Origin of the sequence: Kitasatospora sp. NBC_01300, assembly GCF_041435235.1 — a bacterium.
Classification (GTDB): domain Bacteria; phylum Actinomycetota; class Actinomycetes; order Streptomycetales; family Streptomycetaceae; genus Kitasatospora.
The window spans coordinates 1758688-1777110 of the sequence record NZ_CP108408.1; the positions used below are offsets into that span (position 1 = coordinate 1758688).

General features: G+C 74.6%; 14 protein-coding genes and 2 pseudogenes. 9 read left to right on the forward strand and 7 right to left on the reverse strand.

Annotated elements, in window-relative coordinates:
- The first annotated feature begins 47 nt into the window (after nt 1-47).
- On the forward strand, nt 48-767 hold the full coding sequence (locus tag OG556_RS07765; RefSeq protein ID WP_371516465.1) for an aspartate/glutamate racemase family protein: 720 nt from the start codon (nt 48-50) through the stop codon (nt 765-767).
- Nucleotides 768-866: 99 nt separating this feature from the next.
- On the opposite strand, the gene OG556_RS07770 is transcribed toward OG556_RS07765, so the two are convergent.
- The gene (locus OG556_RS07770) at nt 867-1325 is read right to left on the reverse strand and encodes a MarR family winged helix-turn-helix transcriptional regulator (protein WP_371516466.1); all 459 of its coding nucleotides are present in this window, start codon (nt 1323-1325) and stop codon (nt 867-869) included.
- A gap of 130 nt (nt 1326-1455) precedes the next feature.
- On the opposite strand from OG556_RS07770, the gene OG556_RS07775 reads away from it, so the two are divergent.
- Nucleotides 1456-2712: an alpha/beta hydrolase gene (locus OG556_RS07775; protein ID WP_371516467.1), complete on the forward strand. Its 1257-nt coding sequence runs from the start codon at nt 1456-1458 to the stop codon at nt 2710-2712.
- A gap of 66 nt (nt 2713-2778) precedes the next feature.
- Here OG556_RS07775 and OG556_RS07780 read toward each other — a convergent pair.
- The 3 genes and pseudogenes from OG556_RS07780 to OG556_RS07790 form a co-directional block, all read right to left on the reverse strand.
- Nucleotides 2779-3498, reverse strand: a pseudogene (locus OG556_RS07780) (putative Ig domain-containing protein); the annotation flags it as partial.
- Between the two features lie 213 nt (nt 3499-3711).
- Nucleotides 3712-4398: pseudogene (locus OG556_RS07785) on the reverse strand (serine protease); the annotation flags it as partial.
- A 177-nt stretch (nt 4399-4575) separates the two neighbouring features.
- Nucleotides 4576-5526: a hypothetical protein gene (locus OG556_RS07790; RefSeq protein WP_371516468.1), complete on the reverse strand. Its 951-nt coding sequence runs from the start codon at nt 5524-5526 to the stop codon at nt 4576-4578.
- A gap of 167 nt (nt 5527-5693) precedes the next feature.
- On the opposite strand from OG556_RS07790, the gene OG556_RS07795 reads away from it, so the two are divergent.
- The gene (locus OG556_RS07795) at nt 5694-6812 is read left to right on the forward strand and encodes an alpha/beta hydrolase (protein WP_371516469.1); all 1119 of its coding nucleotides are present in this window, start codon (nt 5694-5696) and stop codon (nt 6810-6812) included.
- 134 nt (nt 6813-6946) lie between these two features.
- Entirely contained in the window at nt 6947-9475 is a 2529-nt protein-coding gene (locus OG556_RS07800; protein WP_371516470.1) for an ArnT family glycosyltransferase, read from the forward strand.
- Between the two features lie 118 nt (nt 9476-9593).
- On the opposite strand, the gene OG556_RS07805 is transcribed toward OG556_RS07800, so the two are convergent.
- From OG556_RS07805 to moaA, 3 genes are all read right to left on the reverse strand, one after another.
- Nucleotides 9594-11171 carry an alpha/beta hydrolase gene (locus tag OG556_RS07805; RefSeq protein WP_371516471.1) on the reverse strand — a complete coding sequence of 526 codons (1578 nt, stop codon included), beginning with the start codon at nt 11169-11171 and terminating at the stop codon, nt 9594-9596.
- A gap of 60 nt (nt 11172-11231) precedes the next feature.
- Complete coding sequence (locus OG556_RS07810) at nt 11232-11990, reverse strand: HNH endonuclease family protein (protein WP_350881552.1); 759 nt, start codon at nt 11988-11990, stop codon at nt 11232-11234.
- A gap of 120 nt (nt 11991-12110) precedes the next feature.
- Entirely contained in the window at nt 12111-13127 is a 1017-nt protein-coding gene (gene moaA / locus OG556_RS07815) for a GTP 3',8-cyclase MoaA (RefSeq protein WP_371516472.1), read from the reverse strand.
- A 146-nt stretch (nt 13128-13273) separates the two neighbouring features.
- Here moaA and OG556_RS07820 point away from each other — a divergent pair, with 146 nt between their 5' ends.
- The 5 genes from OG556_RS07820 to OG556_RS07840 all read left to right on the forward strand — a co-directional run bounded on the left by OG556_RS07820 (nt 13274) and on the right by OG556_RS07840 (nt 18423).
- Nucleotides 13274-13885 carry an NTP transferase domain-containing protein gene (locus OG556_RS07820; protein ID WP_371516473.1) on the forward strand — a complete coding sequence of 204 codons (612 nt, stop codon included), beginning with the start codon at nt 13274-13276 and terminating at the stop codon, nt 13883-13885.
- A gap of 164 nt (nt 13886-14049) precedes the next feature.
- Nucleotides 14050-14901, forward strand: coding sequence for a hypothetical protein (locus OG556_RS07825; protein ID WP_371516474.1), 852 nt, complete (start codon nt 14050-14052; stop codon nt 14899-14901).
- A 241-nt stretch (nt 14902-15142) separates the two neighbouring features.
- Complete coding sequence (locus OG556_RS07830; RefSeq protein ID WP_371516475.1) at nt 15143-16045, forward strand: hypothetical protein; 903 nt, start codon at nt 15143-15145, stop codon at nt 16043-16045.
- Nucleotides 16046-16213: 168 nt separating this feature from the next.
- Nucleotides 16214-17149, forward strand: coding sequence for a (2Fe-2S)-binding protein (locus OG556_RS07835; RefSeq protein ID WP_371516476.1), 936 nt, complete (start codon nt 16214-16216; stop codon nt 17147-17149).
- 215 nt (nt 17150-17364) lie between these two features.
- Nucleotides 17365-18423, forward strand: coding sequence for a DUF2637 domain-containing protein (locus OG556_RS07840; protein ID WP_371516477.1), 1059 nt, complete (start codon nt 17365-17367; stop codon nt 18421-18423).

Below are 18423 nucleotides of genomic sequence, written 5' to 3' on the forward strand. Positions count from 1 at the left end.
CGAGTCCTCGACACCATCCAGGACCTGATACGGGCCTGGACCGGCGAATGCCCCACCTGCCACCGCGAGTTACCCACCACACGCCGACCGGGACGCACCCGACCACGCCAGACCTAACGAAGTACTACTACCGCCTCCTCAACGAACTCACCCGCGACCGCCTCGGCGGCCTGCACTCCGCGCCGCTCGTGCTGCACTCGGTCGACTTCGCCGTCATCGAACGGCTCCAGGCCGACGGCCGCTGGACCGAGGCCGGCGAGGTCCTGGCCGGCGCGGCGCGGTCCCTGGAGGCGGCCGGCGCCGAACTGCTGCTGATCTGCACCAACACCATGCACAAGGTCGCCGACCAGGTCGCGGCCGCGACCCCCGTCCCGCTGCTGCACCTCGCCGACGCCACCGCGGACGCCGTCCGGGCCGCCGGACTGCGCCGGATCGGGCTGCTCGGCACGGCCTTCACGATGGAACAGGACTTCTACCGCGGCCGGCTGGCCTCCCACGGCCTCGACGTCCTCGTCCCCGGCCCCGACAGCCGCGCCCTGGTCCACCGGGTGATCTACCAGGAGCTGTGCCTCGGCGTGGTCCGCGAGGAGTCCCGCGCGGCGTACCGCCGGGTGATCGACGAACTGGTGGCCGCCGGCGCCCAGGGGGTCGTCCTCGGCTGCACCGAGATCGAACTGCTCGTCCGCCCCGAGGACAGCCCCGTCCCCACCTTCCCCACCACCCGCCTGCACGCCGAAGCCGCCGTCACCGCCGCCCTGGCCCCGTAACGGGCCCGCGGCGGCCCCGCGACAACCCGACAGCCCGACGACCGACGACCGACGGCCCCGAACCGCGATCCGCACGCAGGACACACCCCCGCCCCCCGGTCAGAGCCGGTCGTAGATGGCGACCAGCTGCCGCAGCACGTCGGTCGCGGCGTCCAGGGCGGGGGCGTCGTGGTGCGCGAGGGCGGTGTCGAGCGCCTGCGCCAGGGCGTCCTGGCGTTCGCCGTGGCGGCGCCGGCCCGCGTCGGTGAGGGCGACCAGGACGGACCGCTTGTCGCCCGGGGGGCGCTCCCGGGTGACGTAGCCGGCGGTGGCGAGGTTGTTGACCAGCTGGGTGGTGGCGGCGCTGGTGGTCTCGGTGGCGGCGGCGAGCTGGCCGATCGACAGCGGGCCCGTCTCGGCCAGGACGCGCAGGGCCCGGGCGTGGGTGAGGGAGAGCGCGCCGGGGGTGCGGGTGGCGCGTCCGCGCAGGCGGGAGTCGGCGGCGCTGAGGCTGTAGGCGGCGCGGGCGAGCCGGTCGAGGGCCTGCTCGCGGGCGGGGGCGGGTTGGGGCTGCGACATGGGGGCGGCCTCCGTGGCTCGATCGATGGGCGGGTTGACAGCAGAATATCCTAAGTACTTAATAGATAAGTACTTAGCGACTCGGTCGGCACCGCCGCCGAGCCCCCTATCCGCATGGAGGACACCCGTCATGACCGTTCGTTCGACCGGACAGAGCTGGGCCCTGGACATCGCCCTCGCCCAGGGCGGCTTCGACGCCCTGCACCCCCAGGCCAAGGGCACCCTGGAGCAGCTCGGCCACGACCACACCGACTTCGACAAGGTCTTCGCGCTGGTGCAGAGCGGAGCGATGCTCCCCAAGGCCTGGGCCACCGTGGCCGGGCAGGCCGAGGAGCGCGCCGCCCACCACGAGCGGGGCGGCTTCGCCCAGACCGCCGCCGACCTGTACGTGCGCGCCGCGGTGATGTGGGGCCGCGCCCAGTACTCCGTCTTCGACGCCACCGACCCGCGCAAGCTCGCCTTCCGCGAGCACGCCAACCACTGCGTGGAGCGCCTGGGCGCGCTCCGCGACGACCGGGTCCGCCGGGTGGAGCTGGACTTCGAGGGCGGCCGGATCTACGGCCTGCTGCACCTGCCGGCCGGCGAGGTGCGCAACGCCCCCGCGGTGATCCTCGGCCCGGGGATGGACATGATCAAGGAGGACTACATCTACGCCGCCGAGCGGTACTACACCTCCCGCGGCATCGTCGCCCTGTCCATCGAGGGCCCCGGCCAGGGCGAGACCCGGGCCAACGGGCTCACCGTCGACCTCACCAACTACGAGCGCGCGATCGGCCGTTACCTCGACCACCTGGCCTCGCTCCCGGAGGTCGACCCGCAGCGGATCGGCATGTTCGGCATCTCGATGAGCGGCTACTGGGGCTCGCGCGCCGCCGCCACCGACCGCCGGCTCGCCGCGCTGGCCGCCTTCGAGGCGGTCACCGGCGACTTCCAGACGATCTTCGAGCAGGCCCAGCCGACCTTCAAGAACAACTACATGTACATGGCCGGCTACACCGACGAGGAGGCCTTCGACCGCGAACTGGTCGCCCGGATGCCGCTCGGCGACCTCGTCCAGGAGATCGACTGCCCGGTCCTGTACGGCATCGGCGAGTTCGACGAACTGACCCGGCTGGAGCAGGCCCTGGCCAACTACGAGCGCGTCCGCGCACCCAAGGAACTGCGCGTCTACGAGAACGAGTTCCACCCGCTGGGCGGGGTCGCCGCCGAGATCTTCCGCTTCGGCGCGGAGTGGATCGAGCGCGCCCTGAACGGCGAGTTCGCCGAGGCCGGGCGCGACGTGCGGCACTACGTGCACCACGACGGCCGCACCACCGACGGCACCGCCAACCCCACCTGGTGGCTCGGCGCCGTCCCCGCCCAGATCACCGACGCCCGCCGGGCGTGACACCGGGCGCACGGTCCGGCCCCGGGGCGTGGGAGCCCCGGGGCCGGACGGTGTACCGGTGGCGCGTCAGCTGGTCTGGATGGAGGTGTCGTCGATCACGAAGCTCGTCTGCAGCGAGGCGTCCTCGGTGCCGGTGAACTTCAGGGTGACCGTCTGGCCCGCGTAGGACGAGAGGTCGAAGGTCCGCTGCTGGTAGCCCGCCGCCGCGTCCACGTTGGAGTACGTCTTCAGCGTGGTCCCGTTCACCGCCACGGTCAGCTTGTCGTACGCGGTGCTGCCCGTCTCAGCGGTGTCGATGTGCAGCCAGAAGCTCAGCGTCGCCTTGCAGCCCGCCGGGATCGTCACCGTCTGCGACAGCGTGTCGGTGTGCGAGGAACCGTAGCCGTTCAGCCACGCCTTCCACGAACCACCGTGCGCAGCCTGCGAGGAGCTGTTGTCCACGACGCCGGAGCTGGTCGTCCACGGCGCCGCCGAGCCCGTCTCGAAGCCCGCGTTGCCCAGCAGCTGCGCCGGCGCGCAGGTGCCGCCACCGCCGCCGGTCACCGTCCAGGTGAAGCTCGCCGCACCCGACTTGCCCGCCGAGTCCTTCACCGTCACCGTCACGTTCGACGAACCCGCCGCCGTCGCGGTACCGGTGATCGCACCCGTGGAGGCGTTGATCGCCAGCCCGGCCGGCAGACCCGTCGCGCTGTACGACAGCGGCGCCGTACCACCGGAAGCGTTGATCTGCAGGTTCACCGCACCGCCGACCGCCGTGGACTGGTCACCGGGGCTGCTGACGGAGACCGCGCCACTGCCGGCCGGCTTGGTGAGCAGGCAGCCCGCCACGTTGAGGTCGATGACCCGGCCGTTGCCGAGGCAGGTGGTGAACCAGTAGGTCTCCTCACCGTAGCTCTGGCCCTTGACGGCCTTGGTGGTGCCGTCCGCGGCGACCTCGCAAGGGTTGTCCAGGGTGCACATCTCGCCGTTGTCGTTGCCGGTGTTGTTGATGCCGATGATCCGCCCGCTGGCGGAGTCGATGATCGGCGAACCGGAGGTGCCGTGCGTGGTGTTGCAGCCGGAGCTGTAGCGCAGCGAGTCGTGCCAGGTCCACTGGTCCTCGCGCAGGGTGGGCACGAACCCGTTGACGGAGCAGTTCCACACCTGCTTCCAGTACGAGGAGGGTATGTACATCGCGGCGCCGTCGGTCGGGTGCGTGTCGTTGACCGTCAGCGCGGTGGCGCCGTACTTGGAGCTGATCGAGCCGTAGGTGTCGGTGAGTTGGTAGAGCGCGACATCGGTGCCGGTCATGGTCGCGTAGACGACCTTGTCGGCCTGGACGGTGCCGAGGCTGTTGCCGGCGCCGTCGAGCAGGGTGCCGCTGCGGCTCGCGCTCGCGTTCTGGATGACCTGGCCGGCCGTGGGCATGGTCGGCAGGCAGTGGCCGTTGGTGAGCATCAGGGCCCGGTCGCCGGCCACCGAGGTGGGGTAACGCACCAGCGAGGCCGAGCAGTTGCTCAGCGCAATGGTGGAGGTCAGATCGCTGGCCTGGACGGCGTGCGCGGGGACGGCGGCGAGGGTCAGCCCGCCCGCGACGACGGCGCCGACGCCGGCCATCGCGGCAAGTCTCTTGAACATGGCTCTCCTTGTGGGGGATCGCGGGGTGTACGACTGGTCGCCGAGGCCCGCGCCGCACGAAAGTGCCATGGTCACTTCAAGTGGTCAACCGTATTGGCCGAACTCGCCGACGGCAATCGGCCGTTGCGCCCCGGGGCGGCAACCATCCGCCCCGGTATGCCCGTTAAGGGCGGGCGCGATGGCACCCGCCGGCACCGGCCGTGCCCGTCTGTCGAGGCCTCGTGTCGGCCCGCCCGCTCGCCCGGGCTACGGCTGCGGGAAGGAGTTCCCGTCCACCTCGTCGGTCTTGGCGTTGCCGCCGACCGTCGGCTGGAGGGTGATCGACCAGGACGTCGCGGTGCGCCCGGTCTCGAACGCCAGCGCGTCCTGGAACTTGGTGAACCGGCAGCTCTGCGTGAACGCCTTCGCGTCGGAGTCCCAGTCCACGCCGCCCGCGAAGTACACCTCGTACGTGCCGTCCTCGACGCCCTCGATGCTGGCCTTCTGCCCCTTGGCCACGTACACCGAGTGCACCGACTTGCCGTTCAGCGCGAGCGAGACGACCGCGTCCCCCCTGCCGCCGTTGTCGACCTTGAACACGCCCTCGCCGCGCAGCCGCCCCTCGCGCACCAGGGTGCCGTTGTCCAGCGACCGGGACTGCTGCTTGGGGGTCTGCGGGACGGCGAAGGTCGTCGGGTAGCCGGCCGCCGCCATCTTGGCCAGGGCCGCTGACACCGCCGCCAGGCCCTGCGAGGCGCCCAGTTCGGCCTGCGCGGAACCGACCGCGCAGACGGCCCTGCTCTTGATGTCGCCGCGGACCTTCGTCGCGTCGGCGGCCAGCGAGGTCAGCGCCGCCACCAGCTCGGTCCGCGCCGTGGTGACCGCGGCCGGCTCGGTCACCAGGCCCAGGCCCCGCCCGGCCGTCCGCGCGCTGCCGGCGATGCCGCCGAGCACGCCGTCGAGGTCGCCCAGGGTCCTGGCCCCGGCCACCTGGCCGAGCGCGGTGTTCACCGGGTCGATGTTCGTGCCGAGCACCGGGCCGTACGGCGGCGGCGTCGGGGTGGGGGTCGGCGTCCGCGTCGGCGCGGGCGGGGCCGGGGCCGCGCCGGTGGACGGCCCGCCCGCGGCGCTCCCCGCGCCGCCCCCGGTACCGCTGGAGCAGGCCGCGAGCAGCAGTACGGTGCCGACGGCCAGACCGGCCTTGCTGATGGACTTCATGAACCCCGCCCCCGTGACGCCCCGCGCACACAGCGTGCACGTGTCCGCCGCCATGCTGGCGGGCCCGCCCGGCGCGGTCAACCGGATTCCGAGGGCGTGCGGAGGGCGTGCGGGGAGCGCGCAGGGGGCGCCCGGGGGCGCTGATCGAGGTCAACTACGATCGGGGCGTGCTCAGCCTCACCGGACTCCCCCTCCAGATCGTCGCCTCGGTCGTCGCGATCCTCGTCTTCGGCGCCACCATGTGGCTCTGGCCGCGCTTCGGCGGGAAGGGCTGGAAGTCCTGGACGGGCCGGATCGGCGCCTTCCTCGCCACCCAGATCGCCGTGCTGGTCGCCATGGGCCTGATCGCCAACGGCTACTTCGGCTTCTACAGCTCCTGGAGCGACCTGCTCGGCACCGACGGCAAGCCGGGCACGGTCGTCGACCACACGCCGAACGCCGCCGTGGCCGTCACCGGCGAGCAGAAGTTCTACTCGGCCCAGGGCTCCGACCGGGAGCGCTCCGGGCTGATCCAGCAGGTCGCCGTCAAAGGAGCCTCGACCGGCCTGAGCACCGAGGCGTTCGTCTACCTCCCCCCGCAGTACTTCCAGCCGGACTACGCGCAGCAGCGGTTCCCGATGGCCCTGGTGCTCACCGGCTACCCGGGCACCCCGGAGAAGCTGATCTCGCTGATGCAGTACCCGGCCTCCACCCTCACCGCGATCGAGCAGAAGAAGCTGCCGCCGACCGTCCTGGTGATGATGCGCCCCACGGTCGTCGGCAACCGGGACACCGAGTGCGTCGACGTGCCGGGCGGCCCCCAGGCGGAGACCTTCTTCACCACCGACCTGCCCAAGGCGCTCGCCACCACCTACCGGCTCGGCACCGACCCGGCGAGCCGCGCCGTGATCGGCAACTCGACCGGCGGCTACTGCGCGCTCAAGTTCGCGATGCGCAAGCCCGACTCCTACCGCGCGGCGGTCGCGCTCTCCGGCTACTACAGCGCGGCCCACGACGAAACCACCGGCGACCTCTTCGGCGGCAACGACCAGCTGAAGGAGCAGAACGACCTGCTGTGGCGGCTGAAGAACCAGCCGGCCGCCCCCGTCTCCCTGCTGCTCACCACCAGCTACGACGAGAACAACTACGCCGACACCCAGGCCATGGTCGGCGCCTTCAAGGCCCCCACCAAGCTGTCCACCATCACCCTGGACACCGGCGGCCACAACTTCCACACCTGGACCCGGGAGATCCCCCCGGCCCTGGAGTGGCTCGGCCAGCACCTCACCATGCCGAAGGCCGCCTGACCACGCCGAAGGCCGCCCGACCGGCCCCCGGCGGCCCCGCCCGATCACGCGATCACCCGAACGCCCCGCAGATCACACCCGTCTCACAGCGTCGTCTCACGCTCCTCTCAGCCGCACCACGCACGGTATGGCGCATGACCACGACCAGCTACTCCACACCGGCCGGCGAACCGTGGCCCGAGGCCGCGGACTTCCCGCCGCCGGAGGTGCCGCAGCCGGACCCCGCCCGGCCGGACCCGGCGCCGCTCTTCCCCGAGCAGCCCCTGCCACCCACCGGCCCCAAGGGCCCCGCCTCCTGGTCCGGCCGGCTGCGCACCCTCCCCGCCCGCGCCTGGCGCGGCCGCGCGGACGACCCGCGCTGGGTGCGCCCGGCCCTGCTGGCACTGCTGGCCGCGACCATCGTCCTCTACCTCTGGGGCCTGAGCGCCTCCGGCTGGGCCAACGCGTTCTACTCGGCCGCCGTCCAGGCCGGCAGCCAGAGCTGGAAGGCCTTCTTCTTCGGCTCCTCCGACGCCGGGAACTTCATCACCGTCGACAAGCCCCCGATGTCGCTGTGGCCGATGGCCCTGTCGGTGCGGGTCTTCGGCCTGTCCTCCTGGTCCGTGCTCGCCCCGCAGGCCCTGATGGGCGCCGCCACCGTCGGCGTCGTGTACGCGACGGTGCGCCGGCGCTTCTCGCCGCTCGGCGGCCTGCTCGCCGGGGCCGCCCTGGCGCTCACCCCGGTCGCGGCGCTGATGTTCCGCTTCAACAACCCCGACGCGCTGCTGGCCCTGCTGCTCACCCTGGCCGCGTACGGGCTGGTGCGGGCCATCGAGGCGGCGGGCACCCGGTGGCTGGTGTTCACCGGGGCGATGTTCGGCCTGGCCTTCCTCACCAAGACCCTGCAGGCCTTCCTCGTGCTGCCCGCCTTCGCGCTGGTCTACCTGGTCGTCGCGCCCACCGGCCTGTGGCGGCGGGTGCGGCAGCTGCTGCTCGCGGGCGCGGCCATGGTGGTCGCGGGCGGCTGGTGGGTCGCGGTGGTCGAGCTGCTGCCGGCCTCGGCCCGCCCGTACGTCGGCGGCTCGCAGGACGACAGCTTCCTCTCCCTCACCTTCGGCTACAACGGCCTCGGCCGGATCAACGGCGACGAGACCGGCAGCGTCGGCGGCGGCGGGCGGCTCCCGGCCGGGCTCGACCTGCCCGCCGGGGCGATGCGCGGCGGCCGCGGCTGGGGCCAGACCGGCCTCACCCGGCTGTTCGGGAGCGACATCGGCGGGCAGATCGCCTGGCTGCTGCCGGCCGCGCTGATCCTGCTGGTCGCCGCCCTGTGGGCGACCCGCCGCTACGCCCGCACCGACACCGCCCGCGCGGCGTTCCTGGTCTGGGGCGGCGCGCTGCTGTCCACCGCGCTGGTGTTCAGCTTCATGTCCGGGATCTTCCACCAGTACTACACGGTGGCGCTCGCCCCGGCCGTCGCGGCGCTGGTCGGCATGGGCGTGGACGGCCTGTGGCGGGCCCGGCACCGGCTTCCGTGGGCGCTGGTGCTGGCCGGCACCCTCGCGGTGACGGCGGTGTGGGCGTTCGTCCTGCTCGGGCGGAGCGCGGAGTTCCTGCCCTGGCTGCGCTGGGCGGTGCTGGTCGGCGGGCTGGTGGCGGCGGCCGCGCTGGTCGCCGGACAGCTGGCCGGGCGGGCCGACGGGCGGCTCGGGGCGCGGATCGCCTCGGTCGCCGGCCTGGTCGGCCTGGCGGCGGCGCTCGGCGGGCCGGCCGCGTACGCGGTGGACACCGTCAACACGGCGCACAGCGGCTCCATCGTGACGGCCGGGCCGGCCGTCCAGGGCGCCTCCGGCCCGGGCGGCGGCGGCCGGCACGGCGGGCAGGGCTTCGCGGGCAACGGGCGGGGCTTCCAGCCCGGCCAGAACGGCGGCGGGCAGAACGGCGGCGCACCCGGTTTCGGCCAGGGCGGCGGCAACGGGTTCAACGGCGGGGGCAACGGCGGCGGCCAGGGCGGCCAGCGCGGCTTCAACGGCGGCAACGGCTTCAACGGCGGCTGGCCGGGCGGCGGTTCGGGCAAGGGCCCGGACGGCGGCAACGGTCACCGCGAGCGCGGCACGGGCGCCAACCCCGGCACCGGCAACCCCGGTACCGCCGACCCGGGCACCGGCAACCCCGGTACCGCCGACCCGGGCACCGGCAACCCCGGCGGCGGCGAGGACCCCGGCGCCTTCGGCCCCGGCGGCGCGGGCGGCCCCGGCGCGGGCGGCATGGGCGGAGCGGGCGGCATGGGCGGCCTGCTCGGCGGCACCAAGGTGAGCGAGGAGGCCGCCGCCCTGCTCAAGGAGAACGCCGGCCAGTACACCTGGGCGGCCGCCACCAGCGGCTCGCAGAACGCCGCCAGCTACCAACTCGCCACCGGGAAGCCGGTGATGGCCCTCGGCGGCTTCAACGGCACCGACCCCTCGCTCAGCCTGGCCGGCTTCCAGAAGTACGTCCAGGAGGGCAAGGTGCACTGGTTCATCGCCGGCGGCTCCCACCGCGGCTTCGGCGGGGCCGAGAGCGGACGGGGCGACACCGGGGAGAAGGAGTCGGAGACCTCCCAGATCGAGAGCTGGGTGACGAGCCACTTCACCGCGAAGACGGTCGGCTCCACCACCTTCTACGACCTGACGGCCCCGACCTCCTGACCGTCCGACCTCCTGACCGTCCCACCCCAGGGGGCGCACCGCAGCCGGCGGTGCGCCCCTTCGCGTTGCCCCCGCGGGAAAGCCCCCGTCAGACCCCGCCAGCCCCCGTCAGCCCCCGTCAGGCGGAAGGGCAGTGCGTCCCGGCGGCGGGCAGCGTGCCGTCCACCAGGAACGCGGCCACCGCGTCCCGCACGCACCCGCTCTTGTCGTAGCCGGTGTGCCCGTCGCCGTCCCGGGTGAGCAGGACGGCGTCGGCGAGGTTGGAGGCCATCCGCTGCGCCCACGGGTACGGCGTGACCGGGTCGGCGGTGGAGCCGACCACCAGGATCGGGGCGCTGCCCTCGGCCCGGATCCGGGCGGGCCGTTCGGCTGTGCGGTACGGCCAGGAGCGGCAGTCCGGGGCGAACAGCGCCGCCGAGGTGTCGTGCCGACTCATCAGCGGGGCGCGGGTGGCGAGTTCGGCGCGGTCGGTGCGCAGGTCCCCGGCGCCGGGGGCCATCAGGGCGTCCGCGCAGCTGATGGCGACGAAGGCGTCCGCCGCGGTGGAGTATCCGCCGTCCTCGGCGCGGCCGTTGGCGCCGTCGGCGAGGGCGAGCAGTTCGGCGGCGTCGCCGCGGGTGATCGCCGGGTCGAGGGCCTGGCGCAGCCGCTCCCAGGAGCGGTGACCGTCGTAGAGGGTGTCGAGGGTGCCGTTCCAGGCCAGGGTGGCGGTGAGGCGGCGGCCGTCGGCGGCGGGCAGCGGGTGCGCGCGCAGGCCGTCCAGGAAGTCGGCGAGCCGCTGCGGGGCGGCGGCGCGGTCGCGGCCGAGCGGGCAGCCGTCGCGGCCCGCGCAGTCGGCGGCGAAGTCCCGCAGCGCGGTCTCGGTGGCGGCGGCGGCCTCGACGTTCATCCGGACCGGGTCGAGGCTGCGCTCGAAGGCGCCGTCCAGGGCGAGGCGGCCGGTGCGGGCGGGGAACTCCTCGGCGTAGAGGGCGCCCAGGTAGGTGCCGTAGGAGCTGCCGAGGAAGTCGAGCCGCCGTTCGCCCAGGGCGCCGCGCAGCACGTCCAGGTCGCGGGCGGTGTCACGGGTGGAGAGGTGGGGCAGCAGGGTGGCGTACCGGGCCTGGCAGGCGTCGGCGAGCACCCGGCCGCGGTCGTAGCCGGGGTCGTCGGTGCTGGTCCACTCGTCCCGGGTGCGGTCGTCGAGGCAGTGCACGGGGGTGGTGCGGCCGGCGCCGCGCGGGTCGAAGCCGACCAGGTCGAAGTGGTCGGAGAGGGTGCCGCGGTAGTCCTCCCAGCCCCAGACCACCCGGTCCACGCCGGAGTTGCCCGGCCCGCCGGGGTTGAGCACCAGTGCCCCGATCCGCCGGTCGGCCTCGGTGGCGCGGATCCGGGAGACGGCGACGTCGATCGTCTCGCCGCCCGGATCGGCGTAGTCCAGCGGGACCTTGAGTCCGGTGCACTGCGCGACCGGCTCCCCGGCCGGGCGCTCGGGCCGGTCCGGGCAGTCCTTCCAGTCCAGCGGCTGGAGGTACAGGGCCGCGAGCGCGGGGGCGGCCGTGCCGGGCACCAGGTCCTGGGGCCCGGCCGCGGCCGCGGCCGCTGTGCCGGGCCGGCGGGCGCCCGGGTCAGACGGCCCGGTGCAGCCCGCGGCGAGCACGAGGAGGGCGACGGTGAGCAGGACGCGGAGCGGGCGGCGGGGGTTCGACGAGTGCACCGCCCACGAATACCACCCGGCGCCCGCCCGCGTCACACCAGCACCTGCCGTAACGATTCCTCAGCCTCCGCACTGCTGCAGCATGGCCTGCTTGTCGGCCACGGTGACGGGGAGCTGGTACTTCAGGGAGACCTGGGCGAAGCGGACGGCGTAGGAGCAGCGGACGGCGGTGTTGGCGGGCAGCCAGGTGGCCGGTCCGGAGTCGCCCTTGGAGGCGTTCTGCGAGCCGTCGGCGGGGATCAGGTTGAGCGGGTCGTTGGCGATCTGGACGCGCTTGGCCTTGTCCCACTTGGCGGCGCCCAGCTGCCAGTCGTAGGACAGCGGCATCACGTGGTCGATCTGGATCTTCGTGGCCTGCTGCTTGGTCCACTGGACGTTCTTGCCGGTGTACGGGTCGTAGATGGTCATCGCGGTGACGACGCAGTTCGAGCCGTCCTTGCGCTCGACGGCGGTGCCGTCGCGGGCGAGCAGGTCGTTGCGGGTGTCGCAGTTGTTGTGGCCGAGCGGGACGCCGTCGACGTTGTCCGTCCAGGCGGGGCCGAACTCGTTGCGGTCGTAGCCGTCCTTGGGGCCGGCGGCGGCGGTGGCGACCTTGGCTATCACGTCCCGGCCCGCCTTCTGCTCCTCGGGCGTGGTCAGCGGGGCCAGGCCCGGCTTGGTGCCGTCCGGGTTCTGCAGCGGGCTGGTGCCCAGGCCCCCGGCGGGTGCGGCGGAGTCGCCGCTCTTGTGGTCACGGCCGCCGAGCAGCCAGCCGGCCAGCGCGAGCGCGCATATCAGGAACACGGTGGCGGCGGACAGGGCGGTGCGGCGGGCGGGCACGGATAACTCCCGGGATCTGGGGCGGGTTGACGGCGAACCAGCAGATCAGCCACCCCAAGAGCAGGTCAAGGCGGCGCCACGCGAACCCCGCCGACCATGTCGAAGCTCACACCCCGGGCGTCAGCCGCCGATGGCGGACATCGGGCGGTCGGGCCGGACGAAGCCGGCGGAGTTGACGGCGTGTCCGGGCCCCTTCCCCGCCACCGAGGCCCGCCAGGCCGCCTCGATCCGGTCGTCGTCGGCACCGCCGCGCAGCAGCGCCCGCAGATCGGACTCCTCCGTCGCGAACAGGCAGTTGCGCAACTGGCCGTCGGCGGTGAGCCGGACCCGGTCGCAGCCCCCGCAGAACGGGCGGGTCACGGAGGCGATCACCCCGATGACGGCGTCCGTGCCCGCGATCCGCCACTCCTCCGCCGGGGCGTTGCCCCGCCGCCCCACGGGCACCAGGTCGAAGCGCTCCCCGAGCCGCTCCAGGACCTCCGCGGCGGTGACCATCGCCGAACGGTCCCAGGCGCCCTGCGCGTCCAGCGGCATCGACTCGATGAACCGCATCCGGTACCCGTGCTCCACCGCGAAGGCCGCCAGCTCCGGGATCTCGTCCTCGTTCACCCCGCGCACCGGCACCGCGTTCACCTTCACCGGCCCCAGCCCCGCCGCCCGCGCCGCCGCCAGGCCCGCGAACACGTCCGCGATCCGGTCCCGCCGCGTGATCCGCGCGAACCGCTCCGGGCGCAGCGTGTCCAGGCTGACGTTCACCCGCTCCAGCCCCGCCGCCCGCAGCGCCACCGCCGTACGGGCCAGCCCGATCCCGTTCGTCGTCAGCGACACCTCCGGCCCCAGCGCGGCGATCCGCCCCACCAGGTCCGGCAGGCCCCGCCGCAGCAGCGGCTCCCCGCCGGTCAGCCGCACCGAGGCGATCCCCAGCCGCCCGACCGCGATCCGCACCAGCCGCACCACCTCGTCGTCGTCCAGCGTCTGCGCCCTCGGCAGCCAGTCCAGGCCCTCGGCCGGCATGCAGTAGGTGCAGCGCAGGTTGCAGCGGTCGGTCAGCGAGACCCGCAGGTCGGTGTGGACGCGGCCGAAACGGTCCAGCAGCGGGCGCGGTGCGGTGTTCATCGACCCAGGTGCGGTGTTCATCGACCCAGTACAGGGGCCGGCGGGCCGCAGGACCAGCGGCCGAACCGCCGGGGGGCGGCCACCACCTGCGGGTTCCCCTTGTGCATTCGTACAACTGTGGGTTCGTACGGCTGCGCGGCGGCGGCCCCGGCGGGCAGGCTGGGCCCATGCAGACCACCGAAGACCCGACCGGGCCCGTTGCCGCACTGGTGCTCGCCGCCGGGGGCGGGCGACGCCTCGGCGGGCGGCCCAAGGCCCTGATCCGGTACGCGGGCCGCCCGCTGGTCGAGCACGCGGTGGCGGTGGTGCGGGCGGGCGGCTGCGCGGACGTCACGGTGGTGCTGGGCGCGGCCGGCGACCGCGTCCGCTCGACGGCGCACCTGCCGGGCTGCCGGCTGGTGGCCAACCCGGACTGGGCGGGCGGCATGGGCTCCTCGCTGCGCGCCGGGCTGGCCGCGCTGGCGCCGGAGGTGTCGGCGGTGCTGGTGATGCTGGTGGACACCCCGGGCGTCACGGCGGCCGCGGTGGCCCGGCTGCTGGCCGCGCACCGGGCCGGCGCGGAACTGGCCGCGGCGGCCTACGGCGGGCGGCGCGGGCACCCGGTGCTGATCGGCGCCCGGCACTTCGCGGAGGCGGCCGCGGGCGCGTCCGGCGACGCCGGGGCCCGCACCCTGCTGGCCGCGCACCCGGACGCGGTCACGCTGGTCGAGTGCGCCGACGTCGCCGTCCCGGACGACCTGGACACCCCCGCCGACCTGGCCCGCTGGTCCGCCGGCTGACCGCACCCCGCCGACCGGGGTGTCCGAAGCACCCGTGGTGGGAACCGGCCGGGCGCACACCCCTGATCCGACCCTGAGGATTGCCCCATTCCGCGCCAAGGACCCAACGTTTCGGGGAGCATGGAAACCGTTCCACCACCCGACTCGAACGGACGGAGCCCGCGATGGCCGGACTGCCCGAAGACTTCACCGGACACGACCCCGCGAGGCCAGGGCACGGGGCGGGCGGTGGCGCCCGGGCGATCCGCTGCCCCGCCTGCCGCCGCGAGCACCTCTACGAGCCGCCGTCGCTGCCCTGTCCGTGCGGCGCCTCGCTGAAGGTGCCGCTGCTGCGCGGCGGGGTGCCGGTGCAGGTGCGGTTCCGCTCCTGGGAGGACTCCTGGCTGAGCATGCGCTGTCCGCACTGCGGCCGCTCCGACCAGTGGCCGCAGCCCGAGTTCACCTGCAACTGCGGCGCCACCGTCCGGCTGCCGGTGGACCGCACCACCCGACTCGGCGGCGGCACGGCCAGCCCGCTCGCCACCCCCGGCCCGCAGGCCTCCCGCCCCTACCCGGCCCACCCGATGGGCGCCCCGGTGCCCGCCCCGCCCGGCGGCTCCGGCGGCCAGCCCAAGCCGTTCCGCCACCGCGCGCCGTTCCGCCCGCACCCGGTGCGCACCTCGCAGGACGCGGTCTTCACCGCCGCCCGGTACCTGGAGTGGCTCGGCTTCGACGACCTGGAACTGACCGAGGCCCAGGAGCGCGACGGGGTGACCCTGCTGGGCAGCCGGATGGTCGCCCAGGTGGACACCTGGACCGAGCCGGCCGACGTGAAGTCCGTCGAGTGCCTGTGGCTGCAGACCCTGCACGCCGAGGAGATGGCCGCCGCCATGTTCACCCTGGCCGGCTACTCCCACCAGGCCACCGTGCGCGGCGAACAGCTGCTGGTCGCCCTGTTCAGCCTGGACCTGGCGGGGGTGCCGCAGCCCGCCAACGGCGCCGCCGAGGCCCTGATGGAAACCGGCTGGACGTCCTGACCGACCGGCAGCCACCCGGGCGCGTCCGCCAAGGCGCGCCTTGTGGACCGGACAGGGCCTAGATCATTTCCCCCGCGAATGCAAGAACCTCCGCTCGTGATCTGGTGCACAAGCTCACCCCCGTGTTGAATTGCCGCCACAGCGCGGGCCCTTGCGCTGCCGTCGCCGTGCCGCCGACAGTCGACGGCGGCGACGCGGGCAGGGCCGCGCCCCGCTGGATGGCGCACACAAGGAGGTGGCGTTGTCAGAGCACGGATGGGGCCCGAACGGCCCGAACGGGCGGGGGCGGGCGGCAGCGGAGGAGCCGGGCGACACCGTGTGGCGACTGAGGTCCCGGGGGTGCTGGCAGGAGGCGGCCGAACTGCTGCGCCCGGCCGCCGAACAGGACCCGACGGCGGCCCTGGCACGGGCCGAACTCCTCATCGAGCAGTGCCTGTTCACCGCCGCGCAGTGGACCCAGGCGGAACAGGCGCTGCGCCTCGCGGAGGCCGTGGTGGCCAGCACCGAACAGCGCGCGGCCGCATCCTGCGCCCGCGGCTTCCTGGCGTACGTGGCCAGCGTGCTCGGCCCCCGGGACCGACTGGACGAGGCGCAGGCCGCGCTCGGACGCACCTCGGCACTGCTGCCGCCGGACGCGCCGGGCCGCCCGCTGCTGGACTTCCGGCGCGGACTGGTCGCCGAGAACCTGCTGCGCGACCGCGGCGCCGCCTGGATCGCCTACCGCCGGGCGCACGACGGAGCGGGCGAACGCGGGGACGAACTGCTGCGCTCGTACACCTGGCGCCACCTGGCGGCGCTCGCCCTGGCCCGCGGGGACCGCGACCACGCCCGCGAGGGCTTCGACGCCTCGCTCCGGCTGCGCGAGCAACTCGGCTTCACGGTGGGGGTGGCGCCGGCGCTCGCGGCGCTCGCCGAGGTGTCCGAGCCGGCCGAGGCCGCCCGGTTGCGCGCCGAGGCGGCCCGGCTCGTCCACGCCCTGGGCGGCGTGCCGGTCTGGCTCGCGCGCCAGTTGGGCACCACCCGCACGCCGGGGCCTCTCCCGGACGGGGCCCGCGCGCCGGGGCTCCCCCCGGAAGGGGCCCACACGCCGGGGCCTCCCCCGGACGGGCGCATCACCAGCGAGACCTGGGGGACGATCAGCTAAGGTGAGCCTAACCTGGCCGGGGTGAGCAGTACCCCGGCCGGGTTCGCCTTGCCGTTCCCCGGGCACCGCCATGCCCCGGTCCGGCCGGGCCCGGGCGGGCCACCACCCCGACCGGGCACCGCCGGGCGGTCCATGGGCGGTCCCCGGTCGACCCGATGGGGCCCGCCCATGACCGCGAGCAGCACCCGGCCCGGCCCCACGCCGTGCGCCCCCCGCACCACCGAGGCGCACGCCCTCGCCCCCGCGCCGACCCCCGACGCCCCCGGCGCGACCTCGTACCACCGGCTCACCGCGCTCGCACCCGTCCTGCGGGTGCGCTGCGCCCCGCCCCGCCGCGGCGACGGCTGGATCCCCGCCGCCGACCTGACCACCCGGCCCGAGGCGGTCCGCGAGCTGATCGCCCACGACGCCCGGCAGGGCCTGGCCCGCTACGGGCGGCCGCTGCGCCCGGACGTGGCGGCCGGCTTCGGCCTGCACCGCGCCGTGTGGCCGCTCTCGCTGCTGTTCACGCTGCCGTGGTTCCTGGAGCGCCGGGTCCTGCTGCTCGGCCCGGAGGACGTCTCGGTGCGCCGCGGTGCCGACCGGGTGGAGCTGACGGTCCGCCCGGAGGCGTTCGCCTGTCTGCCGGACGACCCGGCAGCCGGCGCGCCGCAGGCCCGTACGGTTCCGGACGCGGACGCGTTGGCCGCCGAACTGCGGTGCGCGCTGGGCGGGTTCCTGGAGCCGGTGCTGGCCGCCTTCCGGCCCGAGGTGCGGCGCGGGCCGCGGGTGCTGTGGGCGATGGCCACGGACGCGGCGGTGGAGGGGCTCTGGTACGCCGGCGGGCTGCTCGGGGAGCAGGAGCGGGCGCGCGCCGAGCTGTCCGCGCTGTTGGAGCCCCCGCAGGCGGGCGGCGCGGCGTCGGCACCGGCGCGCGCGCCCGGCGTGACCGGCGGCCACGCTCCGGCCCCGTCCCCCTTCACCCCGGGCGCCGGTTTCGCCGCGCCGGCGGCCGGGTGCGGGGATGCTTCGGGCACCGACCGGGCCCGGGCCAGCTGCTGCCTCGTGTACACCGCCCAACCGGAGGACATCTGCGGCGGCTGCCCCCGCGTCATGCGGGGTTGACGAAAACACGTGCGATATCCGGCCTGGAAAAGCCCGGAATTCCGGGAACAACCCGCTTCGAATACGTAAGAAAATGCGATTGTCGCGGGGTCAGAAATCCCCCTACTCAGCGCATTGGCACCGAATCAGCCATTCCCCCGCCGAGCATCCGCCATGATGGTCCCCGCCATCACGACGCAGGAACGCGACGCAGGAAAGCGAGGCTGGTTCCGGCGATGAAATTGTCCGACATACCGCTCGGCTGGGCCGTCACCGGAGGTGCGGGCCTGCTGGTCAGCGCGCTCCTGGTGGCCCTGGTCCGGAGCCGGGGATCCGCCGCCGCCGGAGGGCCGGATTCCTGGGAGCGTTCCGAGGAACGGCGCCGCCGCAAGGAATCCCTGTACGGCGGCGCCTCGTACACGCTGCTGTTCTGCTGCGCCGGTGTCGCCGCCGCGCTGTCCTTCCACGGGCTGGTCGGCTTCGGGGTGCAGAACCTCGGGCTGTCCGGCGGCTGGGAGTACCTCGTGCCGTTCGGCCTCGACGGCGCCGCGATGTTCTGCTCGGTGCTCGCCGTCCGCGAGGCCAGCCACGGCGACGCCGCACTCGGCTCCCGGCTGCTGGTCTGGCTGTTCGCCGGCGCCTCGGCCTGGTTCAACTGGGTGCACGCCCCGCGCGGCTTCGGCCACGCCGGCGCCCCGCAGTTCTTCTCCGGCATGTCCCTCTCGGCGGCCATCCTGTTCGACCGGGCGCTCAAGCAGACCCGCCGGGCCGCGCTGCGCGAGCAGGGGCTCGTCCCCCGCCCGCTGCCGCAGATCCGCATCGTGCGCTGGCTGCGCGCCCCCCGCGAGACCTACGCGGCCTGGTCGCTGATGCTCCTGGAGGGCGTCCGCAGCCTCGACGAGGCGGTGGACGAGGTCCGCGAGGACAAGCGGGAGCGGGCCGTGGAGCGGGAGCGCCGCAGGCTGGCCGGCCGCCGCGAGCGGGCGGAGATCCGGGCGATCAGCCGCAGCAACAGCGCCTGGCGCGGACGCGGCGGCGCCGCACGGCAGTTGGAGTCCGGCTCGGAACCCGCCATAGCCGGCGGGCCCGCGGCGGAGCGGCCCGCCGGGCCGCGCGAGGTCGAGGCCGCCGAGGGCACGGTGGTGCCCGCCGAGGGCACGGTGGCGCAGCCGGGCCTGCCCGCCCGCCCGGAGCGGCGCACCATCGACCTGACCGTCGACGAGGACACCGTGACGCTGCCGCGGCTGGACTCGCTGGAGCGCAAACTGAAGGACCTGGAGCAGCAGTTCGGGTAA